Origin of the sequence: Novosphingobium sp. AAP1, from assembly GCF_001295765.1 — a bacterium.
Lineage (GTDB): Bacteria > Pseudomonadota > Alphaproteobacteria > Sphingomonadales > Sphingomonadaceae > Novosphingobium > Novosphingobium capsulatum.
In genome coordinates this window covers 13,441-38,000 of the sequence record NZ_LJHO01000012.1, presented here as the reverse complement: position 1 = coordinate 38,000, position 24,560 = coordinate 13,441, and the positions used below count along the sequence as shown (strand labels likewise).

26 protein-coding genes are annotated in these 24,560 nt (G+C 66.0%); 12 read left to right on the top strand and 14 right to left on the bottom strand.

What is annotated here, in order from left to right:
• Positions 1 to 592: 592 nt before the first annotated feature.
• Positions 593 to 1,372, bottom strand: coding sequence for a L,D-transpeptidase family protein (locus tag IP65_RS17085; protein ID WP_231627760.1), 780 nt, complete (start codon positions 1,370 to 1,372; stop codon positions 593 to 595).
• A gap of 192 nt (positions 1,373 to 1,564) precedes the next feature.
• Here IP65_RS17085 and IP65_RS17080 point away from each other — a divergent pair, with 192 nt between their 5' ends.
• Positions 1,565 to 2,212, top strand: coding sequence for a TIGR02281 family clan AA aspartic protease (locus IP65_RS17080; protein ID WP_022677761.1), 648 nt, complete (start codon positions 1,565 to 1,567; stop codon positions 2,210 to 2,212).
• Here the strand turns inward: IP65_RS17080 and IP65_RS17075 are convergent.
• Both IP65_RS17075 and IP65_RS22020 read right to left on the bottom strand, forming a co-directional pair.
• Entirely contained in the window at positions 2,184 to 3,458 is a 1,275-nt protein-coding gene (locus tag IP65_RS17075) for a DUF418 domain-containing protein (protein ID WP_054132413.1), read from the bottom strand. The two genes, IP65_RS17080 and IP65_RS17075, sit on opposite strands and share 29 nt — an antisense overlap.
• A gap of 45 nt (positions 3,459 to 3,503) precedes the next feature.
• Positions 3,504 to 3,713, bottom strand: coding sequence for an SPOR domain-containing protein (locus IP65_RS22020; RefSeq protein WP_231627759.1), 210 nt, complete (start codon positions 3,711 to 3,713; stop codon positions 3,504 to 3,506).
• Positions 3,714 to 4,953: 1,240 nt separating this feature from the next.
• Here IP65_RS22020 and IP65_RS17065 point away from each other — a divergent pair.
• From IP65_RS17065 to IP65_RS17055, 3 genes are read left to right on the top strand one after another with little or no spacing between them, the layout of a single operon-like run.
• Positions 4,954 to 5,697 carry a ParA family protein gene (locus tag IP65_RS17065; protein WP_054132411.1) on the top strand — a complete coding sequence of 248 codons (744 nt, stop codon included), beginning with the start codon at positions 4,954 to 4,956 and terminating at the stop codon, positions 5,695 to 5,697.
• Between the two features lie 17 nt (positions 5,698 to 5,714).
• Positions 5,715 to 6,236, top strand: a complete 522-nt coding sequence (locus tag IP65_RS17060) for a hypothetical protein (protein ID WP_054132410.1) — start codon at positions 5,715 to 5,717, stop codon at positions 6,234 to 6,236.
• A 20-nt stretch (positions 6,237 to 6,256) separates the two neighbouring features.
• Positions 6,257 to 7,711 carry an SPOR domain-containing protein gene (locus tag IP65_RS17055; protein ID WP_133726814.1) on the top strand — a complete coding sequence of 485 codons (1,455 nt, stop codon included), beginning with the start codon at positions 6,257 to 6,259 and terminating at the stop codon, positions 7,709 to 7,711.
• 83 nt (positions 7,712 to 7,794) lie between these two features.
• Here IP65_RS17055 and IP65_RS17050 read toward each other — a convergent pair whose 3' ends face one another.
• Positions 7,795 to 9,282, bottom strand: coding sequence for a L,D-transpeptidase family protein (locus IP65_RS17050; protein ID WP_054132408.1), 1,488 nt, complete (start codon positions 9,280 to 9,282; stop codon positions 7,795 to 7,797).
• Positions 9,283 to 9,504: 222 nt separating this feature from the next.
• Here IP65_RS17050 and IP65_RS17045 point away from each other — a divergent pair, with 222 nt between their 5' ends.
• The 4 genes from IP65_RS17045 (at position 9,505) to IP65_RS21445 (ending at position 11,862) form a co-directional block, all read left to right on the top strand.
• A complete protein-coding gene (locus tag IP65_RS17045) occupies positions 9,505 to 10,401 on the top strand; it encodes a DMT family transporter (protein ID WP_028657750.1) in 897 nt (298 codons plus the stop codon).
• A 94-nt stretch (positions 10,402 to 10,495) separates the two neighbouring features.
• Entirely contained in the window at positions 10,496 to 10,729 is a 234-nt protein-coding gene (locus tag IP65_RS17040; protein WP_054132407.1) for a type II toxin-antitoxin system Phd/YefM family antitoxin, read from the top strand.
• Entirely contained in the window at positions 10,726 to 11,112 is a 387-nt protein-coding gene (locus IP65_RS17035; protein WP_054132406.1) for a type II toxin-antitoxin system VapC family toxin, read from the top strand. The genes IP65_RS17040 and IP65_RS17035 overlap by 4 nt, the downstream gene beginning before the upstream one ends.
• Positions 11,113 to 11,394: 282 nt before the next feature.
• A complete protein-coding gene (locus IP65_RS21445) occupies positions 11,395 to 11,862 on the top strand; it encodes a hypothetical protein (RefSeq protein WP_156306676.1) in 468 nt (155 codons plus the stop codon).
• Positions 11,863 to 12,184: 322 nt separating this feature from the next.
• On the opposite strand, the gene IP65_RS22245 is transcribed toward IP65_RS21445, so the two are convergent.
• Both IP65_RS22245 and IP65_RS17030 read right to left on the bottom strand, forming a co-directional pair.
• Positions 12,185 to 12,400, bottom strand: coding sequence for a type II toxin-antitoxin system RelE/ParE family toxin (locus tag IP65_RS22245; protein WP_082350216.1), 216 nt, complete (start codon positions 12,398 to 12,400; stop codon positions 12,185 to 12,187).
• On the bottom strand, positions 12,397 to 12,666 hold the full coding sequence (locus IP65_RS17030) for a type II toxin-antitoxin system ParD family antitoxin (RefSeq protein WP_054132405.1): 270 nt from the start codon (positions 12,664 to 12,666) through the stop codon (positions 12,397 to 12,399). The genes IP65_RS22245 and IP65_RS17030 overlap by 4 nt, the downstream gene beginning before the upstream one ends.
• Before the next feature lie 382 nt (positions 12,667 to 13,048).
• On the opposite strand from IP65_RS17030, the gene acnA reads away from it, so the two are divergent.
• Complete coding sequence (gene acnA / locus IP65_RS17025; protein ID WP_022675863.1) at positions 13,049 to 15,718, top strand: aconitate hydratase AcnA; 2,670 nt, start codon at positions 13,049 to 13,051, stop codon at positions 15,716 to 15,718.
• 285 nt (positions 15,719 to 16,003) lie between these two features.
• On the opposite strand, the gene IP65_RS21440 is transcribed toward acnA, so the two are convergent.
• Both IP65_RS21440 and ruvB read right to left on the bottom strand, forming a co-directional pair.
• Positions 16,004 to 16,960: a PEP-CTERM sorting domain-containing protein gene (locus IP65_RS21440; protein ID WP_231627758.1), complete on the bottom strand. Its 957-nt coding sequence runs from the start codon at positions 16,958 to 16,960 to the stop codon at positions 16,004 to 16,006.
• A gap of 248 nt (positions 16,961 to 17,208) precedes the next feature.
• Positions 17,209 to 18,267 (bottom strand): Holliday junction branch migration DNA helicase RuvB, encoded by a 1,059-nt coding sequence (gene ruvB, locus IP65_RS17015; RefSeq protein WP_054132403.1) that lies wholly within the window; start codon positions 18,265 to 18,267, stop codon positions 17,209 to 17,211.
• A 74-nt stretch (positions 18,268 to 18,341) separates the two neighbouring features.
• On the opposite strand from ruvB, the gene IP65_RS17010 reads away from it, so the two are divergent.
• Positions 18,342 to 18,677, top strand: a complete 336-nt coding sequence (locus tag IP65_RS17010) for a GIY-YIG nuclease family protein (protein ID WP_054132402.1) — start codon at positions 18,342 to 18,344, stop codon at positions 18,675 to 18,677.
• Positions 18,678 to 18,787: 110 nt separating this feature from the next.
• On the opposite strand, the gene ruvA is transcribed toward IP65_RS17010, so the two are convergent.
• The 4 genes from ruvA to IP65_RS16990 all read right to left on the bottom strand — a co-directional run bounded on the left by ruvA (position 18,788) and on the right by IP65_RS16990 (position 21,372).
• Positions 18,788 to 19,405 (bottom strand): Holliday junction branch migration protein RuvA, encoded by a 618-nt coding sequence (ruvA, locus tag IP65_RS17005; protein ID WP_022675858.1) that lies wholly within the window; start codon positions 19,403 to 19,405, stop codon positions 18,788 to 18,790.
• A gap of 45 nt (positions 19,406 to 19,450) precedes the next feature.
• Complete coding sequence (locus IP65_RS17000; RefSeq protein ID WP_022675857.1) at positions 19,451 to 19,951, bottom strand: nucleoside deaminase; 501 nt, start codon at positions 19,949 to 19,951, stop codon at positions 19,451 to 19,453.
• Positions 19,952 to 20,000: 49 nt separating this feature from the next.
• Entirely contained in the window at positions 20,001 to 20,477 is a 477-nt protein-coding gene (gene ruvC, locus IP65_RS16995; RefSeq protein ID WP_022675856.1) for a crossover junction endodeoxyribonuclease RuvC, read from the bottom strand.
• 151 nt (positions 20,478 to 20,628) lie between these two features.
• A complete protein-coding gene (locus IP65_RS16990) occupies positions 20,629 to 21,372 on the bottom strand; it encodes a YebC/PmpR family DNA-binding transcriptional regulator (RefSeq protein ID WP_022675855.1) in 744 nt (247 codons plus the stop codon).
• A 164-nt stretch (positions 21,373 to 21,536) separates the two neighbouring features.
• Here IP65_RS16990 and IP65_RS16985 point away from each other — a divergent pair, with 164 nt between their 5' ends.
• Positions 21,537 to 22,232, top strand: a complete 696-nt coding sequence (locus IP65_RS16985; protein WP_158441959.1) for a type II CAAX prenyl endopeptidase Rce1 family protein — start codon at positions 21,537 to 21,539, stop codon at positions 22,230 to 22,232.
• A gap of 39 nt (positions 22,233 to 22,271) precedes the next feature.
• Here the strand turns inward: IP65_RS16985 and IP65_RS16980 are convergent, their stop codons facing one another.
• Positions 22,272 to 22,508 carry a DUF2312 domain-containing protein gene (locus tag IP65_RS16980; RefSeq protein WP_022675853.1) on the bottom strand — a complete coding sequence of 79 codons (237 nt, stop codon included), beginning with the start codon at positions 22,506 to 22,508 and terminating at the stop codon, positions 22,272 to 22,274.
• Between the two features lie 151 nt (positions 22,509 to 22,659).
• Positions 22,660 to 22,998, bottom strand: coding sequence for a DUF1244 domain-containing protein (locus IP65_RS16975; protein ID WP_022675852.1), 339 nt, complete (start codon positions 22,996 to 22,998; stop codon positions 22,660 to 22,662).
• Positions 22,999 to 23,093: 95 nt separating this feature from the next.
• Here IP65_RS16975 and pyk point away from each other — a divergent pair, with 95 nt between their 5' ends.
• Complete coding sequence (gene pyk, locus IP65_RS16970; protein ID WP_022675851.1) at positions 23,094 to 24,551, top strand: pyruvate kinase; 1,458 nt, start codon at positions 23,094 to 23,096, stop codon at positions 24,549 to 24,551.
• Positions 24,552 to 24,560: the final 9 nt, after the last annotated feature.

Sequence of the window (24,560 nt, the reverse complement as noted above, 5' to 3'; positions counted from 1 at the left end):
TATTCCTCGTCACCCCGGACTTGATCCGGGGTCCCGCTTCTTCTTCAGGCCTCACGCAGCGGCCAAGTCGCGACCTGGTCCCAAGATAATTTCACACGAAGCCACGAAGACACGAAGAAAGACGTCTTTAGCCTCCTTCGTGTCTTCGTGGCTTCGTGTGGATTTAATGGAGACGGACCAGCGGGCACGGTTAAGCCAATCGAGCGCAAATGGCGCAGCCTGCATGGATCGCAAGCTGCCCGTGCTCCCTCCCACTTCGTCATTCCCGCCTGCGCGGTTATCACGGTGGAATGGAATACAAGTGGTTGAACGAGAGCGATTTATCAGTCGATCACTTCAAGGCGTATGCACGCACGAAAAGGACCACCCTCACTGTCCTGTCGATGCCAAATCTCAACAACATTATAGTATGTGAAATATCCCGTCGACGCATCGATTGAGAGGTATTCTCCCTTGCGCGGCAGGAAATCGAACTCCGCCGTGAACAGCGGTGTCAACGCGTCTTCTCGATCAAAGGCTTCCACTATTGGCATGCCGGAACATTAGCCTGCCGGCTCCCCATCAGCAACGGCGCGCAACCGCGCCCATCCACCTAAGCCCCAGGATTGATCGACCCGCCCAGGCCCAGGCGCTTGCCGTCGGTGATGATCACCTTGTCGCCCAGGCTCGCCACCTTGAACAGGCGCTTGGCGAATTCGTCGGGCACGCCCACGCAGCCGTTGGTGGCATAGCCCTTTTCCACCTTTGATCCGTGGATCGAGACGCCATCGTTGGTCAGGCGCAGCATCCAGGGCATCGGCGCGTCATAGAGGTTGGACACGTGCGTTGCGTCCTTCTGGGTGATCGGAAATACGCCGAGCGGGGTGGGCTTGTCGCCATAGCCCTTGAGGATCGCGGTGGCGCCGATCTCGTGGCCATCGCGGAACACCGAGAGCACGCGCGCGGTCAGGTCCACGGTGATCACCACCGGGCCGGCCTGGCCTTGGCTTTCATCCCAATAGAACTGGCCAAAGCGGATCGGGCCATCGATCTTGAGCACGGATTTGACCACGAACGGTGTGTCGGCTGCCGGGGTCTGCACGGCAGGCGCAGCCGCTGCCGGCGGGGTAGCGGCTTGCGCGGCCGGGGCAGGGGCCGCCTCGGCCAGCGCGGTTGGCAGGGCCTGGGGCGCATCGTCATCCCCGCCCGCCAGGCTGCGGGCCAGGTCCTGGCCCACATGAAACGCCAGGAGCATGGCCAGGCCAGTGGCACAGGCGCCCGCGCCCAGCACCGCCAGGCGGCGCCACGCGGCCTGGCGGCCTTGCCTCGTCTTCAACCCGTCTTTTCCGTTCGGCCACAGCGCTTTGCGCCACCACGCCGGCTTGCCAGCCATGCCAGATTTTCCTTTCGCCCCGGATAATAGCGTTCGCGCTGACCGTGGCCAGCACGCCGGGCTGCCTGTCCCGCCCCGGGACAAGCCTGGGTTCTATCGTAAATCACCGTGGTTTCCCAAGCGTTACGGCATGGCGGCCGCGCGCATGCGTTTTCAGCTTGGGGCAAGGTTGGCCGTGGCAAAAGGCGGGTGATGATCGATCCCGGCCACATGCTTGGCGCCCTGCCGCCCTGGCTTATCAGCCCGCCGCCGCTGCTTGCCGCAGCGCTGGTGGCGATGGTGCTGGTCACCCTGGCGGGGTTGGGTGGCGGTGGCCTGGCGCGGCTCATGCGCTTTTTCGGCAATCTCGTGCTGCTGGGCGTGTTTGCCGTGGCGTGCCTGCGCTTCGTTCACCTCGATCCCTCGTTCGCCCATTTCATGCCCAGCATCGGCCTGCCCGAAGCGCAGGTTTCGGGCGGCGAAGTGCGCGTGCCGCTGGCGGCTGACGGGCACTACTGGATCGAGGCCAACGTCAACGGCACCCGCACCCGCTTCATGGTCGATACCGGCGCCACGATCACCACGCTGTCGGCCGAAGGCGCCAGCGAGGCGGGCATTACGGCCGATCCCCTGCGCCTGCCGGTGGTGATGCACACTGCCAACGGCGATGTGGAGGCACAGACCGCGCGGCTGGAAACCCTCAAGTTCGGCTCGATCGTCGCGCGCGACATGGACGTGATCGTCAGCGAGACGACCGGCGGTCTCAACGTGCTGGGCATGAATTTCCTGAACCGCCTCAAAGGCTGGCGGGTGGAAGAAGGCGTGCTGATCCTTACCCCGCGCCACCCACAGGCGGTGTAACGCCGGCAAAGGTCAGCCGCCGCCACAGCCGCTCCAGCGGCCCTTGGCCAAAGCGGGCCAGCCAGGCTTGCGGCCAGGCCAGCATGATCGCCCAACCCAGGATCACGAACAGCGGCAGGCTGCCGCGCGGCACGGCATGGGCATTGCCCCAACCCAGCCCCGCGCCCCAGCCACAGAACAGCGCGCTCATGATCAGGCTGGTGCCGAGGTAATTGGTAAAGGCGCAGCGCCCCGCTGCCGCCAGCGCGCGGCCCGGCGCCCGCCGCGCCAGCACTGGCCAGGCCAGTAGCAGCGCTGCGGCATAGCCCAGCGTCATCGCCAGCCGGGGCAGGGCAGCCATGTCGGTGGTCACGGCAAAGGTCAGCTGCGCCGGCCAGCCGCTGCGATCGGCCCACAGCGCCAGCGCCACGGTGGCGCCGCCGCCCAGCGCTACGCCGCCAAGCGCCAGGCCCAGCATCGCCGCACGCGGCCAGCGCCCGGTGAAAAAGCCGCTTTTGAACAAGGCCATGCCGATCAGCATCAGCGGAAACGTCTCGCTGAAGGTGTTGAGCGTGGCGGTCAGCGGGAAGGCTGGCGTTACCAGGGTGCGCAAGCCCACGCTCTCGATCCAGCCGGCATGGAGCACGCGCGCGTCGGCCGCCAGCGATTGCGCCACGCGCGCGGCGATATCGGCCACGGCGGCGCGGTCTGCCGGGGTGCCGATCCCGGCCAGCACGCGCTGTTCCCCGGCAATCGCGGGCAGGGCGGCCAGCGCATCAAACGCATGGGCCAAGACCAGCACCGGCACGCCGATCGCCAGCAGCGGCAGCGGATCGAGCCGCCGCAGCGCCAGCGCCAGCATGCCACACAGCGCATAGGCAAACAGGATATCGCCCCACCACAGCAGGGCATAGTGCAGATAGCCAAACACCAGCAGCCACAGCAGGCGGCGTACCTGCATGGTATCGGGCGACAACCCGCGCCGCTCCACGCTTTGCGCAAACAGCACCATGCTCGCCCCGAACAGCAGGGTGAACAGGCCGCGCATCTTGCCATCGAACAGCAGGTAGCTGATCACGAACCAGATCAGGCCCGGTCTATCCAGGCGCGGCAGGGCGGGGCTCAGGCTGGCGAGTTGCGGCCCCCAAAATCCGGTGATGTTGATCGCCAGGATACCCAGCACGGCGCAGCCGCGCAGGAAGTCCAGCGCGGCGATGCGGGACGGCGCGGCCAGGTCTGGGGCAGGCGAAGCGGCGAGCGTGGTCATCCCACGCCCATGCACCGCGCGCGGCCTGCCGGAAAGACCAAACCGTCAGGGCTTCAAGGTGATGCAATCCACGCCCGCGCCTTTCAGCGCGGCGCAGGCATGCGCGGCTTCGGCCTGGCTGGCAAAGCCCCCCGCCAGAACCCGCGTAACCTTGCCCTCGGCCAGGTCGATGCGCGGGTGCCCGGCCAGTTCGGCCCGGCCCCGCACGCGCGCCCACAGGCCATCGGCATTGCTCTTTTGCGAAAAGGCCCCCAACTGGATGCGCCAGGCGCCGGTTGCCGTGGCAGCGGGCCGTGGCGCGCCAGCCGGCTTTGGTGCCGGCCTTGGTGCGGGCTTTGCTTCGGCAGCCGGTGCCGGCTTGGGCGGCGTGACCGCCGCCGTCGGCTTGGGCCGGGGCGCAGGGGGGCGGCCACCGCGGCGCGCGGCACCTCTACCGGATTGGCATAGCTGGCGCCGGCCATCACGCGGCCGGGCGCTGTCGTCATGGTGCCATCGCCGGTCTGCGCCGGCGGCAGGTCAACCGGGGTCAGCGCGGCGGGCGCGGCGCGGGCGGGCACCGGCGCAGCAGCGGCCATCGTGCCGGCGGGGGCGCCATCGGTGGCTTGAGCGCTCACGCCCAGTTCGGCGGCGGCCAATTCGCGCGAGCGCTGGTCGCTGGTGCGGGTTTCCAGGTCACTCGCCAGCGATGCGCCCATCTGGCGCTGTTCCAGCGGGATCACCTGGTTCATCGTCTTGAGGCTTTCGATCGCCTGGGGCAGCCCCACGGCTGCCGCCCGCGTCATCAGGGCATAGGCGCGCACCCAGTCCTTGGGCTGGAAATCGCCGTTGAACGCCGCCACGCCCAGCACATACATCGCGCGCGGCTCGCCGCGATCGGCCGAGGCGGTGAGCCAGGGCAGCGCTTCGCTCTGGCGGCCGGTCTGGAACAGCAGGATGCCATAGTTGTCGGCGGCGCGGGCATGGCCCTGGCGCGCGGCCTTGTGGAACCAGTCCTCGGCCTTGGCCATGTCCTTGGGCATGCCCCGGCCCAGCTTGGCCGCCTGGCCCATGTTGAACTGCGCATCAGCGTCGCCCTTGGCGGCCGGCCCCTGCCACTGGCGCACGGCCCCGGCATAATCCCCGCGCGACCAGGCGTTTACTCCGTCGCGCACATCGGCCCAGACCAGCGTGGGAAACAGGGCCGCCACGGCAGCCAGCGTGGCCATGGCGCGAAGCGAAGCGGTCTTGGGGCGCGGCGTGATCATGTTGAACGCGAATCTCTTGCCAGGGCAGGTCTCTGCGGGCTTTCCCTCAGGCCTCTTGCGGGGAAAATGGTAAACAAGTTTTCCCCCGCCGTCATCGCCTCGATGCGCCCGCGCGCGCTTGCGTGGTATTTTGCCAACACCATGGCCGGGCGCTGCCCCAGGCCCCGGAAACACCGGGGGTGTTAACCAAAATTTCAGCGCAATCTGCGAATCCCTCAGGCCTGATCGCACGCCAGCCTCAGGGGGACACATTGCGCGTACTGGCCTTGGCTTCGCAAAAGGGGGGATCGGGCAAGACCACCTTGTCCGGCCACCTCGCCGTGCAGGCGCAACGCGCCGGTGCCGGGCCGGTCGTGCTGATCGATATCGATCCCCAGGGCAGCCTGGCCGATTGGTGGAACGAGCGGGAGGCTGATTTTCCCGCCTTTGCCCAGACCACCGTGGGTCGCCTGGCCCAGGATCTCCAGGTCTTGCGCCAGCAGGGTTTCAAGCTGGCCGTGATCGATACTCCGCCAGCGATCACCATGGCGATCCAGTCGGTGATCGCGCTGTCCGAACTCATCGTCGTGCCCACGCGCCCTTCGCCACATGATCTACGCGCCGTGGGCGCCACGGTCGACCTGTGCGAACGCGCGGGCAAGCCGCTGATCTTTGCCGTCAACGGCGCCACGCCCAAGGCGCGCATCACGGCCGAGGCGATCGTCGCATTGTCGCAACACGGCACTGTCGCGCCGATCACCCTGCACCATCGCACCGATTTTGCCGCCTCGATGATCGATGGGCGCACGGTGATGGAGGTTGATCCCACCGGCCGCTCTGCCGCCGAAGTGGCGCAGCTGTGGGCCTATATTTCCGAACGCCTGGAAAAGAATTTCCGCCGCACCGTGTTTGCCGTGCCGCAGCAGAGCCAGCCCGGCATGGCCCCGGTGCGCGCGCTGGGCGGCGCCGCGCCGCGCCCGGTCGGCAGCTTCGGGCGCCGCGTGGCCGGTTCGTGAGCGAGGGAGACGCAACCATGGGCACGCCTGAAACCAAGCCATTTGCCTCGCTCACCGGATCGCTGCTGGCGCGCAAGGGCGCCGCGCGCCCGGCGATGCGCAGCCATGTCTCGCTCGATTGGGCCGGCATCGAACCCGACGCGGCCATCGTGCCTGACGCCGAGCCCGCGCTGCCATTGGCCGAAGTCGTCGCCCTGGAAGAGGCCGGCGAGGATGACAGCCGCCCCGAAGTGCTGCGCCAGATCGCCCAGCTTTCGGCGGTGCTTGACCGCAAGGTGGCGGCCAACCGCCGCGCCGCGCTCGATGTGGAACAATTGCCCGGCAAGAAGGTCGCCTTCACGCTGCGGCTCGATCCGCGCCGCCATGCCCTGCTGCGCGCCTGCTGCACGGCCGAGCGGCGCAGTGCCCAGTCGCTGCTGATCGAGGCGCTCGATCGCCTGGTCGATGCCACGCCCGGCCTTGAAGACGTGCTGGCCCAGTTGCCTCAATCCGAACCCTTGCCCTCCACGCGCGCCGCCCCGTTGCGGCGGCCGCGCTGATGCTTTTGCGGGAAACGCCCATGATGTCCCATCGCATGATCCTCTCGCTGGCCACCACGGCCCTGGCCGCCGGCCTCGTCGCCGGTTGTGCCCAGGGCTCGGTCCATCCGGGGCAGTCCGCCGCCCGCGCGCAATCGGCGCTGACCGGGGGGGAAGCGGTCAAGGCCGTCGCCCTGGCAGAGCAGGCGGTCCTGGCCGATCCGCGCAACCCGGGCTATCGCATGCTGCTGGGCAGCGCCTATCTGCGCGCCGGCCGCTTCGTGGCGGCGCGCCAGGCCTATGACGATGCGATGGAACTGGGCCAGGATGATGGCAAGGTCGCGCTCAGCCTGGCGCTGACCGACATTGCGCTCGGCCATCCCGATGTCGCGGTCGATACGCTCGGCACCCATCGCCAGCAGATTCCGGTGGCCGATTATGGCCTTGCCCTGGCCCTGGCCGGCCATGCCGACCAGGCGGTGGAGGTGCTGACCGGCGCGGTGCGCGGCGGCGATGATACGCCCAAGACCCGCCAGAACCTGGCCTATGCCATGGCCATGGCCGGCCACTGGCGCGAGGCGCGCGACATGGCCGCGCAAGATGTGCCTGCCGATCAGCTCACCGCGCGCATGGCGCAGTGGGCCCAGCTCAACGATCCGGGCAACATGCGCCTGCGCGTGGCCGGCGTGCTCGGCGTGCCCGGCCAGATCGAAGACGAAGGCCAGCCCACCGCGCTGGCGCTCGCCAATTTCCCCGCTGCCGGTGCCGGACAGGCCGTGGCCCAGGCTGCCCAGGCCGCTACGGCACAGGCGGCGATCGGCACCACGCCGGCCAGCCCGCCCGCCGCGACACAGGCTCCGGTGCTCGCCAGCTTTGCCGCGCAGGAACTGCCCGCAGTCGACAATGGCGCGGCCCAGCCCCAGGTGGCCGATGCCAGCGCCGCGCCCACGGCGGAAAAGCTCGCCGCGATCGACATGCCGCCGTCGTCCGCGTCAGGCGCTCCCTCGGCCGTCGCCAGCGCCAACGTGCCGGCCTGGGCCATCGCCCCGCGCCCCGGCACCACCCACGCGGCCGCTCCGGTCATCACCGGCCGCCTGCGCCCCGCCGATCGCGCCGATCGTGCGCCTGCCCTGGTGGCCAAGGCGGCCCAGGCCCGCGTGGCCACGCTCGCCGCGCGCACGCCGGCCATGCCGGCTGGCACCCACCTGGTGCAGCTCGGCGCTTTTTCCACGCAGGAAGGTGCGCACCGCGCCTGGCGCCATTACCTGGCGATCAATCCCGCGCTCAAGGGCTATCGCCCGGTGATCACCGCCGCAGTCGTCAACGGCAAGCAGTTCTGGCGCACCCAGGCCGCCGGCTTTGCCAGCGCCAGCCCGGCGCGCTCGCTGTGCGGCTCGGTCAAGGCCAAGGGCGGCGTGTGCATCGTGCTGGCCAATCCCGTGGCCAACCAGCCCGGCATGGCTCCCACTATCCGCTTTGCCAGCAACCGCCGCTGATCACACCCCATCCACGCAAAACGGCGGCGAATCAGCAATGATTCGCCGCCGTTTCGTTTTGTATCGTCTGGCCTGCTCAATGCTTAGAGCGGGTTGTCCAGCTTGATCACGGCTTCGTTGCTCTTGCGCTGCGTGGTGTGCAGCTGGCGCGGCTGCGCAAAGCTGGCGAGCACGGCCGGATCGCGGCCATAGATGTCCTTGAAGCTGCGCATCACGCCGTTCACATCGCGCGCCACGGTGAAATAGGTAATGTAGACCGGGAACGGCTTGGTCATCGGCACCTTGGTGTACTTGCCCGACAGGTTGTATTCCACCGCGGTTTCCTTGGGCAGGTCGGCGCCCAGGATCGCCATGGTCATGGCCAGTTCGGTGGCGCGTTCGGCGCGGATGCAACCGTGCGACAGCGCGCGGTTTTCCTGGGCGAACAGGTTCCGGTTGGGCGTATCGTGGATATAGATGGCGAACTCGTTCGGCATGTCGAGCTTGACCCGGCCCAGCGAATTGTTCTCGCCCGGCTGCTGCACCACCTGGATCGTGCCGTCAGACAATTGCTTGACGGCATAGTTCATGCGCTTGGCCTTGGCCGGGTGGGCCAGCAGATCGGCGCCCAGGCCTTCGCCCTTCACGATCGACTGCGGCACCGTCCAGGTGGGGTTGAACACCACGTTCTCCACCATTTCCGCCAGCTGCGGCGTCGCGGTCCTGCCGGGCTTGCCCACGATGGCGCGATAGGTGGTGATGATCTGGTTGTTCACCGTCAACCGCAGCATCTGCTCGGGCACGTTGATCATCAGGTATTGCAGGCCCAGGTCATGGGCCAGCCAGCGCCAGCGGTCCATGTTGGCGCGCACCAGGGCCAGCTTGGCAGGCTCCTTGGTGGTCTGCAACAGCTGGCGCAGCAGGGCGTAATCGGGGTGCGTGGGCAGCAGCGCGCGCAGCGTGCCCTTCACGTCATGGGTTTCGGTGGCCTGGGCCAGCAGCGCCGAATTGGGGTGAAGGTCCTGGTCGGGGTCCACCGCAAACCACTGCTCGCGCGCGGTCATCGGCGTGCGCCCGTCGCGCAGGTCTTCGGCCAGCCACACGAACAGCTTGCTGGCCAGCTGGTTGAGATCGTCGCCTTCCCCCTTGGTGATCGCGGCGGCGAGCGCAGCAGGCTGGTAATCGCGGGCAAACAGGCCTTCGCTGCCGATGCCACGAATGGCCGAAAGCAGGTCCTTGGCATCCTGCAGCGTCCACACCGCCACTGGCGGCGGCGCTTCCACCTCGGGCAGGGCAGGGGGCGGCGCGGGCAAGGCCACGGCCGCGCCGGGCGCGGGCGGGACGGCCGGGCTGACAGCGGGAGCCGGGGGCAGCTTGGCCGGCGGTACCTTGGCCGGTGGGGGCGCCGGCTGCTGCGCCTGCGCGGTCAGGTCCACCGGGCCCCTGTTGTCCTGCGTGCGGGCAAGGGCTGGCGTGGCTAGCAGGGGCGTAACAACCAGCGACGTGGCAACCAGGGGCGCCATGGCCAGCGTCGTCGCGCCGAAAAGACGCGCACGGTTGCGGCGCTGCGGCCAGGTCTTGCGGGGGGTCATCGGTTCGAAATTCCCTGTTGCCATTCGGTTGCACGCACGTGGTGCACGGTTCATCTACTGCCCCATGCCCCACCGCCAATCAAGCAGCGAGGCTTTCGCCAAGCTGAATCAGGCATGCACATGGCTGCTTTTCCTTCCAAACGATAAACACGGTTCATCGTTTCCGCCAAACGCATTGGCGCGATGATAGCCAATCTGCCGGCACTCGGCTATGCGCCGCCCATGCATACGCCGCGCCCGCTCCTGCCGATCATCGCCACGTTGATCGGCCTTGTTTTTTTCAGCGTGATGGACGGCGCCATGAAAGGTGCCTCGCTCATGCTGGGGGCTTTTGTCGCGGTGTTCTGGCGCAGCACGGCCAGCGCCGTGGTCGTGGCACCGTTCTGGCTGCGGGAAACGCTGCTGCACCGGAAAGGGCGTTTGCCGCCCCCGGCTATCTTGCGGCTTCACGTGCTGCGCGGTGTGGTCACGGCGGGCATGGGGGTGCTGTTCTTCGATGGCGTGGTGCGCATGCCGCTGGCGCAGGGCATGGCGCTGTCATTCCTGGCGCCGCTGATCGCACTCTATCTGGCCGCGCTGACCCTGGGTGAACGCGTCAGCCACCGCGCGGTGATGGGCTCGTTGCTGGCGCTGGTGGGCGTGGCTGTCATCGCCAGGGATCAACTGGGCGCGGCTCCCGGGCCGGGCGCCTGGCGCGGCCTGGTCGAAATTCTGGCCTCTGCCGTGCTCTATGCGACGACGTTGGTGCTCCAGCGCCGCCAGGCGCAAGTGGCCAGCCCGGTCGAAGTCGCCTTTTACCAAAGCCTGGTGACCGCCACGTCCCTTTCACCCATCGCCCTGGCATGGACGACATGGCCCACCCCGCTCGCCTGGGGCTTGGTGGTGGCCGGCGCGATCATGTCGGTGATCGCCATGCTATTGATGGCCTGGGCCTATGCCCGCGCCCAGGCACAGGTGCTGGTCCCATTGGAATACACCGCGTTCATCTGGGCCGCGATCACCGGCTATGTCGCCTTTGGCGAACCGGTGACGCGTGGCACGGTCGCCGGCGTTACGCTGATCGTGGCCGGCTGCATCCTGGCGGCGCGGCGCGGCGATCCGCATCCCGAGCCGATGTAGGGTGCCTGCTGCGCTGACACGGCGGCAGTGCGGAAAGAGTGGCCTTTGCTGGGCTAGGCGCACTTAGCTATATTTATGGCTAAGGAGATCGCCAATGGCGCAGTTCTCGGTTCACGACGCCAAGACCAACCTGTCCCGCCTGATCGCCGAAGCGCTTGCAGGTGGTGACTTGGTGATAGCCCGTGGCAATGTGCCGGTGGTGCGCCTCGTGCCGGTCGAGCCGCGCGGTCGTCGCGTCTTCGGCGCATTCAAGGGGCAGATCGCCCTGGATGCGCGGTTTGACGAGCCTTTGCCGGACGATGAACTCGGCGGGTGGAACCTCGCTTGAGGCTGCTGCTCGATGCCCATGCACTGATCTGGTGGCCGGCCGGTGACGAGGCACTGAGCCGCTGCGCCCAGGAAGCCATCGCCGACGAGGCCAATACCATTGCCGTCAGCGCGGCCTCCGCTATGGAAGTGGCCACCAAGTTCCGCATCGGCAAGCTGCCCGGTGCAGCCCTGCTGGCGCAGGATTTCGCGGCGATTGTCGCCGGCCAGGGCTTTGCCGAACTGGCGATCAGCGTCCGCCACGCCCGGCTTGCGGGGGAAATGAACATCCCCCACGAAGATCCGTTTGACCGCCTGCTGATCGCCCAGGCCCAGGTGGAGGACATGACGCTGGTGTCGAACGAGGCGTTGTTCGATGGCTTTGCCGTGAAGCGCCGCTGGTAGAGTGCCGTACACTCTTGCTTGCGCCGAGAATGTCGAGTCGTGATGGCGATTAAGTATACGGTCCCCGGATTCCGGGGATGCAAGATTCGGCAGACTTATCCTCTCATGTCAGAACGCGGCGGGCAGGGGCAAAGTGCGGTGTCGGTGTGTGGGCCCGTAGGTTGCATTGTCCAATGCCAAGATAGTTGGCAACTGTAGCCGCGATGGGGTCAGTGATCGTTGATCAAGTCGCTGAATGAGGGTTGATCAAGCTGTAAGGATTGTCACTGTCGAGTTATTATTGTGTCGGGGGTTATCGTGTTTTGTCCAGCAGATATCGAGTGGGGGAGTGTTGCAGATTGGTTTTCAGCAATTGGAACGATTTTGGCTGTCGTCATGGCCCTCGGGCTGGCTCTTTGGGAGCATTTCAAAAGTAAGGCAGCCGCAGATGCCAATCGCGCGCAGCAAGCGGAAATAGTGCAACGTTACGAAAATTATAGATTGGAATTATACAGAAAAATAATTCTCTCAATCGATGCTTCGTTGGCGCAAAGCAATATCGGTCCTTTTAACGCAACCATTGGTTCTATCATCACGCAAATACGGCATATTGAATTGCTACCAGGATTGGATCCCGTAACGTTTTTAAATTTTCACGAATTGCTCGCATTTTGCTCACAAACTCAAATGAGTACCGATCGCGCTTGGGATATCGGAACCGCGCAAGCCTACTACGACATTCGGACTGAATGCGAGCGCAGAATTGCGTAAAGACGTCCATGACCGCGTCATCGCGAGTTAGTACAAATCGGCGCACCGCCCGTTCCATTGGATATGGGGAACTACGGCGGGAGATGTCGGAGTCTCTAGACAGGCGCAATTATAGCTCGTTTATGGCGAAGTGAGGCTTAAGACCTACTCGCCTGATCGCATGTTTTGGGCAATTAGGAATGGCGCCAATCATAGTAATATTGAGCCAAATTTTGGCAACATTACATGCGCGGCGGCAACCTGTTGAGCAGCGTTTCAAGGTCGCGCCTGGTGTGCAATACTCGGGCGATGCCGATGGACCGCGTCTCTGGATCATAGGCGATCAGATAGGACAGCACTGGCCGGAACCGCACGTCCTCGATGGTAAGATCATCCGCCGATGTCCGGCGCCGGGCGTTCCTGCAAGGAAGCGCAGCGCCTTTGTGATCTGCGCCAGCACATGGCGCGCAACCGGGGCTCCGGCCTCGTTGAGGTAGTATTCCCTGATCTGCTCGATATCCCGCTGCGCTTCAGGCGAGAGGGTGTAGCGACCAGTCACTTCCGGCCCTTGGCCTCGATGGCGGCAAGATTAGCATCGAGTTGTGCCATGAACGCTTCGCCGTCGCTGCCGCGCCCGACGCGCGGCGAGGGCATCCCCGCCGCGACCTTTTCGCGCATGGATGCCTTGAGCAATTCCTGCACTTGGTCGCGTTCGGCCATAAGCTGCAGTGCTTCGCGCACCACTTCGCTGGCGGAGGTGTAGCGTCCCGCACGCACCTTGTGATTGATCAGCGATTCCAGTTCCGGTGTCAGGATGACTTTCATGGCAAAACTCCTTCGGGGCGTTTGCCACAATAAGCGTTATGGCAAGATTCGGCGAAGTTCGCGATCAATGCCTGCTGCGTGACATCTATCGAGCGCGGCCGGATCGGCCCAAGCACGGCCGCGCCGCCGGTTCCACCCGCCCCAAATCGACGAACTGCACCCCACGCGAGACAATACTTATGCTATTGCGTCGCAATAAGCCAAATCTCGCAAATTTAGCCATTTCCCGCCCTTGACGAGTCGGTCCTGACAGCGCATCGCGGCGCCGTTCACGAGAGGCCCGCTGGCTTTCGTTGCCCCCGGAATGGGCTTTGCCCCCGGAACAGGTAGCGGCCTTCGCGCCCGCGGTCCCTCGCAAACGGCAGGAGGATTTCGCTTAGCCATGACCCAGGTCGGACAGGACTCGCTCGGCACGCGCAGCACGCTTACCGTCGGCGGCAAGAACGTCGCCTACTACTCCCTCAAGAAGGCCGCCGAAAAGTTCGGCGATGTCTCGCGGTTGCCCTTCTCGATGAAGGTGCTGCTGGAAAACCTTCTCCGCTTCGAGGACGGTGGCTTCACCGTTTCGGCCGACGATGTGAAGGCCCTGGTCGATTGGCAGCACAACCCGTCGAGCAGCGCGGAAATCCAGTACCGCCCGGCGCGCGTGCTGCTGCAGGATTTCACCGGCGTGCCCTGCGTGGTCGATCTGGCCGCGATGCGCGACGCCATCGCCAAGCTTGGCGGTGACACCAGCAAGATCAACCCGCTGGTGCCCGTGCACCTGGTGATCGATCACTCGGTCATGGTCGATGAATTCGGCCACCCCAAGGCGTTCGAACAGAACGTCGAGATCGAATACTATCGCAATGGCGAGCGCTACGACTTCCTCAAGTGGGGTTCCAAGTCGCTTTCCAACTTCCACGCCGTGCCCCCGGGCACCGGCATCTGCCACCAGGTCAACCTGGAGCACATCGCCCAGACGGTGTGGACCAGCGAAGACCAGGACGGCAACCTGGTCGCCTATCCCGACACCTGCGTCGGCACCGACAGCCACACCACCATGGTCAATGGCCTGGGCGTGCTGGGCTGGGGCGTGGGCGGCATCGAAGCCGAAGCGGCCATGCTCGGCCAGCCGGTCTCGATGCTCATCCCCGAAGTGGTGGGCTTCAAGTTCACCGGCCAGCTGCAGGAAGGCGTGACCGCCACCGACCTCGTGCTGACCGCCACCAACATGCTGCGCAAGCATGGCGTGGTCGGCCGCTTCGTCGAATACTTCGGCCCCGGCCTGGCTGGCCTCACGCTGGCCGATCGCGCCACGCTGGCCAACATGGCGCCGGAATATGGCGCCACCTGCGGCTTCTTCGGCATCGATGAAAAGACGCTGGACTACATGCGCCTGACCGGCCGCGATGAAGACCAGATCGCGCTGGTTGAAGCCTATGCCAAGGAGCAGGGCTTCTGGATCGATCCTTCGGTCGAGCCGGTGTTCACCTCCACGCTCGAACTCGACCTGTCGACGGTCGTGCCTTCGCTCGCCGGCCCCAAGCGCCCGCAGGACAAGGTCGAGCTGCCGCAGGTGGACGACGTGTTCAACCAGGACCTGGGCGACGTCTACAAGAAGACCCAGTCGCGCGTGGCCGTCGAAGGCAAGGACCATGACATCGGTGACGGTGACGTGGTGATCGCCGCCATCACCAGCTGCACCAACACGTCGAACCCCGGCGTGCTGATCGCGGCCGGCCTGGTAGCCAAGAAGGCCGACGAGCTGGGCCTCAAGCCCAAGCCCTGGGTCAAGACCTCGCTGGCACCGGGCTCGCAGGTGGTGACCGACTACCTGATCAAGGCCGGTCTCCAGTCGCACCTCGACAATATCGGCTTCAACCTGGTCGGTTATGGCTGCACCACCTGCATCGGCAACTCCGGCCCGCTGGCCGAGCCGATCAGCAAGGCGATCAACGAGAACGGCATCGTCGCCGCCTCGGTGATTTCGGGCAACCGCAACTTCGAAGGCCGCGTCAGCCCTGACGTGCGCGCCAACTTCCTGGCCTCGCCGCCGCTGGTTGTCGCCTATGCGCTCAAGGGTACGGTGGTCGAAGACTTCACCACCACCCCGATCGGCACGAGCAAGGACGGCGCCGCTGTCTATCTCAAGGACATCTGGCCGACCAACGCCGAGGTTCACTCGGTCATGTCGGGCGCGATGAACCGCGCGATGTTCCAGGCCCGCTATGCCGACGTCTACAAGGGCGACAAGCACTGGCAGGCGATCAACGTGACGGGTTCGGAAACCTACTCGTGGCGCGCCGGGTCGACCTATGTCGCCAACCCGCCGTACTTCGAAGGCATGACCATGACGCCTGCCCCGGTGTCCGACATCGTCGGCGCCAAGCCGCTGCTGATCCTGGGCGATTCGATCACCACCGACCACATCTCGCCGGCCGGCTCGATCAAGGCCGATAGCCCGGCGGGCAAGTGGCTGCAGGATCACCAGGTCGCCAAGGCTGACTTCAACTCCTACGGCGCGCGCCGTGGCCATCACGAAGTGATGATGCGCGGCACCTTTGCCAACATCCGCATCAAGAACGAAATGGTCCCCGGCACCGAAGGCGGCTTCTCGCGCTATGGCGACGAAGTGGGCGCGGTCTATGACGTGGCGCAGAAGTACAAGGCCGATGGCACGCCGATGGTGGTCATCGCCGGCAAGGAATACGGCACCGGCTCCTCGCGCGATTGGGCGGCCAAAGGCACCAACCTGCTCGGCGTGCGCGCCGTGATCGTCGAAAGCTTCGAGCGTATCCACCGCTCGAACCTCGTCGGCATGGGCGTGCTGCCGCTGCAGTTCCTCGATGGCCAGACCCGCCAGAGCCTGGGCCTGACCGGCGACGATGCCTTCACCATCGAAGGCGTCGCCGATCTCCAGCCGCGCCAGACCGTGACCGTCAAGGTGACGCGCCCCGATGGCAGCACGTTCACGTTCGATGCGCTGTGCCGCATCGATACCGCCAACGAGCTGGAATACTTCAAGAACGGCGGCATCCTGCACTACGTGCTGCGCAAGCTGGCGGCCTGATCGCCGCCGGCCTCAACGCCGGAATGCAAGAAGGGCGGCTCCCACCGGGGCCGCCCTTTTTCGTTGGTGCGGGGGTGAAAATGCCCCTCCACCACCGGCTATGCCGGCGGTCCCCCTCCCCGCCTGCGGCAGGGAGGATAACCAAGATCCTCCCCATCTTTGATGGGGAGGGGGACAACCGCGAAGCGGTGGTGGAGGGGCCATTAAGCCCACGAAAAAGGGGCGGCCTCCCCCCGAAGACCGCCCCTTCCGTGGAGCCCGACAGAACCGGGCTTGACCGTGGTTTCAAGCCGGCTTGCGGCTCCGGCCCCAGCGCTGGCGTGCAACCAGCGCGGCGGCTGCGGCGCCGAACAGCAGAACCATCGATGGTTCGGGCACGTCGGTGCCGCCAGTGGTCGTCCCGCTGCTCGTCGATCCGCTGGACGAAGACGAGGTGGAGCTGGACGAACTGGTGGAGCTGGAGGAACTCGTCGAGCTGGAGGTCGACGAGGAGGTGGAGGACGACGTCGACGAGGAGGTGCTGCTGCTCGTCGAGGACGACGTGCTGACATTGCCCGACGAGGTCGAGGTCGAGGAACTGGTCGACACGTTGCCGGACGAGGTGCTGACGTTGCCGGAAGAGGTCGAGACATTGCCGGACGAGGTGCTCACGTTCCCGCTCGAGGTGGAAACGCTGCCCGAGGACGTCGATACGCTGCCCGACGAGGTCGAGACATTGCCACTGGAGGTGGAGACGTTGCCGCTCGACGTGGAGGTCGAGCCACCCGAGGTCGAGGTCGATCCGCCGGAGGTCGAGCTGGAGCCGCCCGAGGTAGAGGTGGAGCCAGTGCTGGTGGAGGATACCACCACGTTGCCACCGCCACCGCCGCTGCCGCCAAAGAAGCCGCCGAAGAACCCGCCGCCAAAGCCGCCCACCGGTCCACCACCGATCACCACCGGCACGCCGCCACCGCCGCCGCCCTGCGCCTGGGGCGGCAGGGGCGCCATGTAGGGCACCGGCGCCATGGCATATTGCTGCGGCGGATCGCACACCTTGGTGGTGGCCGTGGTCACGATCTTGCGCTGGCGGTGCACCACGTGCGGCGGCGCGCGGCGCACCACGCGGCGGGGCTTGGCCTGCTTGATCTTGATCGGCTTGGTGTGGTGAATCTCGCCGGTCGATGGCGCTTCGGACACGTGCACCGCGCCCCCGCCCAGAACTGCGCCGCCTGCCGCGCAGGCCGCCAGTTTTGCCAATGCCATCCTAACCGACATGATCGTTGCTCTCGCTAAATCCCGGGGCCGGCCTAGCAGAAACCACTTAACAGGTGGCTGCCGGCCTTTCCCGCAGATGAACAACGCAGATCATAGCGTCAGCGTCCATCGCGTTAACCTGAAATCGGCACGGCAGCGGGCCATATTTCGTCACTTTTCGCGCCGGTGTGTTAACTCTGTCCCAATCTGGAACTTTTGCCGGCCCGGGTGTTGCCGATTCCGACAGGCAAATCCGCCTACTCGCCGCTGTCGGGGTCAAACAGACCGGGCAGGGTGCCGGGCAGGCCGCCCGGCATCTGCGCCGTGGGCGGGGTGATTCCCAGGTGCTGCCAGGCGCGATCATTGAGGCAGCGGCCGCGCGCCGTGCGGGCCACCAGGCCCAGTTGGATCAGATAGGGCTCGATCACTTCCTCGATCGTGTCGCGCGGTTCGGAAAGGCCCGCGGCCAGGGTTTCCACCCCCACCGGGCCGCCCTTGTAGATATCGGCGATCATCATGAGATAGCGCCGATCCTGCAGATCGAGCCCCAGCGCATCGACTTCAAGCCGGGTCAGCGCCTGGTCGGCCAGGGCGCGGGTGATCGTGCCATCGCCCATCACCTGGGCAAAATCGCGCACCCGGCGCAGCAGGCGCCCGGCCACGCGCGGCGTGCCGCGCGCACGCTTGGCAATCTCGCGCGCGCCCTCGCTATCGATGCCCACCCCCATCAGCGTGGCGCCGCGCGTCACCACGCGTTCCAGTTCGGCCACGGTATAGAACTGCAGGCGCACCGGGATGCCGAAACGATCGCGCAGCGGGGTCTGCAACAGGCCCTGCCGCGTGGTCGCACCGATCAGGGTGAACGGCGGCAGATCGATCCGCACCGAGCGTGCCGAAGGCCCTTCGCCGATGATCAGATCCAGCGCGCGGTCTTCCATCGCGGGATAGAGCACTTCCTCGACCACGGGATTGAGGCGGTGGATTTCGTCGATGAACAGCACATCGCCCGATTCGAGGTTGGTCAGCAGCGCCGCCAGATCGCCCGACTTGGCGATCACCGGCCCGGACGTGGCCCGGAAATTCACCCCCAGCTCGCGCGCGATAATCTGCGCCAGCGTAGTCTTGCCCAGGCCCGGCGGGCCAAAGAACAGCACATGGTCCATCGCCTCGCGCCGCTGCTTGGCACTCTCGATGAAGATCTTGAGATTTTCGCGCGCGGCTTCCTGGCCAACGAACTCGGCCAGCGTCTTGGGCCGCAATGCAGCGTCGAGGTCTTCGGCCTGGGCCTGGGCGGAAAGGAGGGGGTTATCGGTCATGCGGAATCAGGGCTTTCGGCCAATTCGGCAGCAACGGTCATTGTCCACTGATCTGCCCGTGGCCACGATGGGATATGCGACGGGAACGGCAACCATGCGTGTACATTCTCGCGAGCGGGGTGCGTGGCACCTTGTACATCGGGGTCACGTCGGCCTTGATGCAGCGGTTGTGGCAGCACCGCGAAGGCATCACCAGCGGTTTCACCGCACGCTATGGTGTCTACCGCTTGGTCCACTTCGAGATCTTCGCCGATATGGAGCAGGCGATCGTCCGCGAAAAGCAACTCAAGAACTGGCGCCGTGACTGGAAGCTCAATCTGGTCCATGCGGCCAATCCCGATTGGCGCGATCTTGCTATCGACCTCGGTTTTCCGCCGTTGGGGCAGGGCAAGCCTCACCCTGGACCCTGAAACAAGTTCAGGGTGACGACCGTTCTGCAGGCAACGTTTGACTTCAAAATCCCCGTCACCCCGGACTTGATCCGGGGTCCAGCATGCCGCCTTTCCCGCCGTAACGGCCATCACCCCGTCGCCCGTTTGAGCGCCACGCGCACCAGGTCGTTGAGGCGGGCGTCTTCGCCCAGATCCTTGATCGCAAAGGCCACGGCGCTGGCTGCCACGGCGGGCTTGAAGCCCAGGTTCTGCAGGGCCGAGATCGCGTCGGCGCTGGCCGAGCCGGCCGGCAGCGCAACATCTGCCTCTGCCGCAACGCCCAAGCCGCCAGTCATGCCGGCAAGGCCCCCGGCCTTGTCCTTGAGTTCGTTGACGATGCGGCTGGCAAGCTTTGGCCCCACCCCGTTGGCGCGCGCTACCATGGCAGCATCGCCACCGGCGCAGGCGCGCTGCAATTCGTCCACGGACAGGGCCGAGAGAATGGCCAGGGCCACTTTCGATCCCACCCCCTGCACGGCGGTGAGCAGGCGGAACCACGCGCGTTCGCCCGCGCTGGCAAAGCCGATCAGGCGCTGGTCGGTTTCGCTCACCTGCATTTCGGTGTGCACCACCACCTTGTCGCCGCGCACGCCCAGGTGCGTGAGCGTCTTGGCGGAACATTGCACCAGGTAACCGACGCCGTTCACGTCGATGATCGCCCAATCCGGGCCGGTGTCGTCAAGCATGCCGGTCAATTTGGCGATCATGGTTTGTTCCCTATGGCAGGGAACTTTCCCGCGCGCAACCGGGGTTCAGGTATTGGCCTGTTGATCCTCGGGCACGACATCGTCGGGGCCGTAATAGAGCTTGGCGCAATCGTGCGCAGCCACGCCCCCTTCGAGCGACAGGTCGTCCTTGAAGGCATCGCGGATGTAATCGACCGTCGAAAGGTGGCGGTCCTCGAAATACATCTCGTGCACCTGATCGCGTCCGGCGCCATAGACGATGCGGGTGATCCCAGCCCAGATCGCCGCCATCGTGCACATGCCGCAGGGCTGCAGCGTGGTATAGAGCGTGGCGCCGTCGATCTTCATGTCGCCCACTGCCTGGCCCGCCGCGCGCAGCGCTTCCACTTCGGCATGGGCGGTGGCATCGCACCGTTCCACCGTGCGGTTGACCGCGCCAGCCACCAGGCTGCCATCGCGCACGACCAGGGCGGCAATCGGCGTATTGGCCGGGTCATCGCCCTTTTCGCGGATGGCAAGGGCGATGGCGCGGGCCATCCAGGCTTCGTCGGTGGCGGCGATGTTCATGAAGAACGCTACGCCGGGCGGGCGCGGGCGTTCCCGTGCCCGTTCGGGATCAGCGGTGGCTGCCCAGCATGTTGGCATGGGTGATCGCCACGGCCAGCGCGTCAGAGGCGTCCTCGCCGGCCAGCTTCACGCCAGGCAGCAGGATCTTGAGCATGTGCTGGATCTGCTGTTTTTCGGCGCCGCCGGTGCCGACCAGCGCCTTCTTGATCACCTTGGTGGGATATTCCGCCACATGCATGCCCGAGCGCGCCAGGCTGAGCATGGCAACGCCGCGTGCCTGGCCCAGCTTGAGCGTGGATTGCGGGTTCACGTTGACGAAGACCTCTTCCACCGCGCCTTCGTCGGGGCGGTGGGTGAGGATCACGTCGGTCAGCGCTGCATCCAGTTCCACCAGGCGCTGCGCCATGGTGGCCTTGGCATCGGTGCGAATCTGGCCATTGGCAACGTGGCTGAGCCGGCTGCCAGACTTGGCCACCACGCCCCAGCCGGTGCAGGTGAGGCCGGGATCGATGCCCAGGATGATCATGACTGCAAGATCCTCTCCCGCATCGCGGGGGAGGGGGGCCGCACGCGCAGCGCGTGGTGGAGGGGGAGCCCCCTCTGAGGGCCTGACGGCCGCCACCTCCCCCTCTGCGAGGGGGAGGATCGATCGCCAGCGCGCGCAGCCACGGGCCTGATCAGCCCAGCTTTTCCATCACGTCGTCGGGGATTTCATAGTTGCCCCACACGGTCTGCACGTCGTCGTCGTCGTCCAGCACGTCGATCAGCTTGAGCAGGGTGGCGGCGTCATCGGCCGAAACCGTGGTCTTGAGGCTGGGCTTCCACGCCAGCTTCACCGCTTCGGCTTCGCCCAGCGCCTTTTCCAGCTCGCGGCTGACGGGGTGGAGGTTGTCGATCGCGGTCCAGATCTGATGCGTATCGTCGTCCGATTCCACGTCGTCGGCGCCGGCTTCGATGGCCGCTTCCAGCACCTTTTCCTCGTCGCCCACGCTGGCGGGATATTCGATCAGGCCCAGGCGCTCAAAGCCATGGCTGACCGCGCCCGAAGCGCCCAGGTTGCCGCCGTTCTTGGCAAAGGCGGTGCGCACGTTGGTGGCGGTGCGGTTGCGGTTGTCGGTCAGCGCTTCGACGATGATCGCCACGCCGCCCGGGCCATAGCCTTCGTAGCGCACTTCTTCATAGTTCTCGCCATCGCCCTTGCTCGCCTTGTCGATGGCGCGCTGGATGTTGTCCTTGGGCATCGACTGCGCCTTGGCGGCGTTGATCGCGGCGCGCAGGCGCGGGTTCATGTCCGGGTCGGGCATGCCCATCTTGGCCGCGACGGTGATTTCGCGGGAGAGCTTGGAGAACATGGCCGAGCGCTTCTTGTCCTGCGCGCCCTTGCGATGCATGATGTTCTTGAATTTGGAATGGCCTGCCATGGATCTGCTTCTTGCGGCTGATGGTGGGAACTTGGGGTTTGCCACGGCCCCTAGACCAACCGGCGCAAAACGGCAATGCGCGCCTGGCCAACAACGGGGCGGCCCAGCAACCGGAGCAGATCGGCAAACGCGGCGTTAACCGCTGGCGCGGTATGGCCCTTGCCATGGTCCGCCTGTCCCTGCCCGCTGCGCAATCCCTGGCCCACTTCCTGCGTCATCCACGCTGGACGCGCCCGATGGGGCTGGGCAGCGCGGAAAGCTGGGCGCTGTGGCGCGGGGCAACCGGGCTCTATCTGGCCGGGCTGCTGGTGCTCGCGCTGGTTCTGCACATGTGGCAGCGGGTCATGGGCCTGCCTTCACCCGACGCCTTTGGCAAAGTGCCGCCCGCCCTGCTGCTGCCTGCTGTCACGCTGCTCGCGCCGGTGGCCGAGGAATGCGTGTTCCGGGGCTGGCTATCGGGCCGGCCGCGCGCACTCGCGCTGATCGCGGGGCTGGTTGTGGCGGCTGCCGCGCTATGGACGGTGCGCGATGGCGCGGCCCACCCGGTGGCGCTGCTGCTGTTGCTGCTGGGCGTGCTGGGTGCGGCGCTGGGCTGGTTCGTGCTGCGTCGGCGGGAAACCCCGGCGTGGTTCGTCGCGGCGTTTCCGGTGCTGTTCATGCTGCACGCGGTGGTCTTCGCGCTGTTTCACCTCAGCAACTATCCGCGCATCACGCTGGCGCTGGTGCCGATGGTGCTGCCGCAGCTGTGGGCCGGGCTGGTGTTCGGCTTCATCCGTGTGCGGATCAGCCTGCCCGCCGCCATGCTTGCCCACGCGCTGGGCAATCTGGCGGCGGTAACCGTGGCATTCCTGGTGCAGTGAGCGGGGCGGCCAAGCGCCGCGTGGCTCAGTCCCTGGTGCTCAGTCGATGCCCAGGGCGTTCTTGTAAACGTCGAGAATCGCTTCCATTTCGCGGCGATCGTCGGGCTTCATCTTCCGCAGGCGGACGATCTGGCGCATGATCTTGGCGTCATAGCCGGCCGACTTGGCTTCGCTGTAGACATCCTTGATGTCGTCGCCGATGCCCTTCTTTTCTTCTTCCAGGCGTTCGATGCGCTCGATCAAGAGGCGCAGGCGGTCGTCGGCGGCGTCGGCCATGGGATAAGCTCCGAATCTCTGTGTGGGCGGCCGTTGCGGCCTTCAGCCGCGGGCAAATAGCCGCCCACGCCCACGCTGGCAAAGCCGATCCTGTGGAAAGATTGCGCCGCTGTCGCGCGCAAGCCGGGTTGTGTCCGGGTTCTGGCCGGTGTCAGCGCGGGTTGCGCTTCATGCTCTCGTCCATCCGTGCCAGTTGTTCGGGCGTGGCCGGCGTCTGGTAGCGGGCCTTCCATTCATCGGCGGGCAGGCCGTGGATCGCCTCGCGGGCGGCGGCCTTGTCCAGCGGGGCGCCGGCCTCGATGATCCAGTCGGCCAGGCAATTGCGGCAAAAGCCTGCCAGGCCCATCAGATCGATGTTCTGGGCATCGTGGCGGTGGCGCAAATGGCGCACCAGGTGGCGAAAGGCAGCCGCGGCCACCGCATCATCGAGCTGATCGAGCGGATCAGCGCCAGAATGGGTGGTTTGGCCGGTCGAAGCATTCGTATCCATGGTTATCATCCCTTGGGTTTTGCCCCGGCATAGGCCATAGGGCAGGCCGAATGAAAGCCTGCCGGGTTCGATAGTGAAGAGGAGTTTTTTGCACCATGGGCCAGCCTGACAAGCGCGAACGCAAGGTCAAGATCCTCGCAACGGTGGGGCCGGCCAGCCGTTCCCCGGAAATGCTGGAAAAGCTTTTCCTGGCCGGTGCCGATGCCTTTCGCGTCAACATGAGCCATGGCGAACACGCCATCCACGCCGAAACCATCGCCAATATCCGCGCGCTGGAAGAACGGGTAAAGCGCCCGATCACCGTGCTGTGCGATCTTCAGGGGCCCAAGCTGCGCGTCGGCACGTTCAAGGAAGGCCGCGCCGTCATCCGCCATTCGGGCCACTTCACGCTCGATCGCAATCCCGAGCCGGGCGATGAAAACCGCGTCTGCCTGCCTCATCCCGAATTGTTCGGCATCCTGCAAAAGGGCCAGCGCCTGCTGATCGACGATGGCAAGCTGCGCCTGCGCGTGATCCGCGCCAGCGAAAGCGAAATCCTCTGCTCGGCCGAAGTGGGCGGCGTGATTTCCGATCGCAAGGGCGTCAACGTGCCCGACGCGGTGGTGCCGGTGCCCGCGCTCACCGAAAAGGACCGTCGCGACCTGGCCTTCGCCGTGGAGCATGGCGCCGACTGGATCGCGCTGTCATTCGTGCAGCGCCCCGAAGACGTGGCCGAGGCGCGCCGCCTGATGGGCGGCTATGGCTCGCTGATGGCCAAGATCGAAAAGCCGGCCGCGATCTCGCGCCTGGAAGAGATCATCGAACTGTCCGACGGCATCATGGTCGCCCGTGGTGACCTGGGCGTCGAGCTCAACCCCGAAGAAGTGCCGCCGCTGCAAAAGCGCATCGTCGAAAGCGCGCGCCGCCAGGGCAAGCCGGTGGTCGTGGCCACGCAGATGCTCGAATCGATGATCGAGGCGCCCACGCCCACCCGCGCCGAAGTGTCGGACGTGGCCAACGCGGTCTATGACGGTGCCGACGCGGTCATGCTCTCGGCCGAAACCGCCGCTGGCGCCTGGCCGGAAGAGGCGGTCAGCATCATGAACCGCATCGCCGTGCAGGTGGAAAGCGATCCCGGCTATGCCGCCCGCGTCCACTTCATCGAAACGCTGCCCGATCCCACCACGGCTGACGCGCTGGCCCAGGCCTGCGCCTCGATCGCTGAAACGCTGCCGATCTCGGGGATCATCGTGTTCACCGGTTCGGGCTCCACCGCCCGCCGCGTGGCGCGTGAACGGCCGGGCGTGCCGATGCTGGTGCTCACGCCCAGCCAGAAGACCGCGCGCAAGGTCGGCCTGCTGTGGGGTGCCCACGCGGTTGCCACCAAGGACATCGGCAGCTTTGAAGAAATGATCGCCAAGGGCAAGCGCATGGCCCTGCGCCACGATTTCGGCACCGCCGGGTCCAAGCTGGTGGCGCTGGCCGGGGTGCCGTTCGGCACGCCGGGGGCCACCAACCTGCTGCATGTCGTCACCCTCACCGGCGACGAACTCAAGCAGCACCAGGCCGACTGAGCAGCCCTG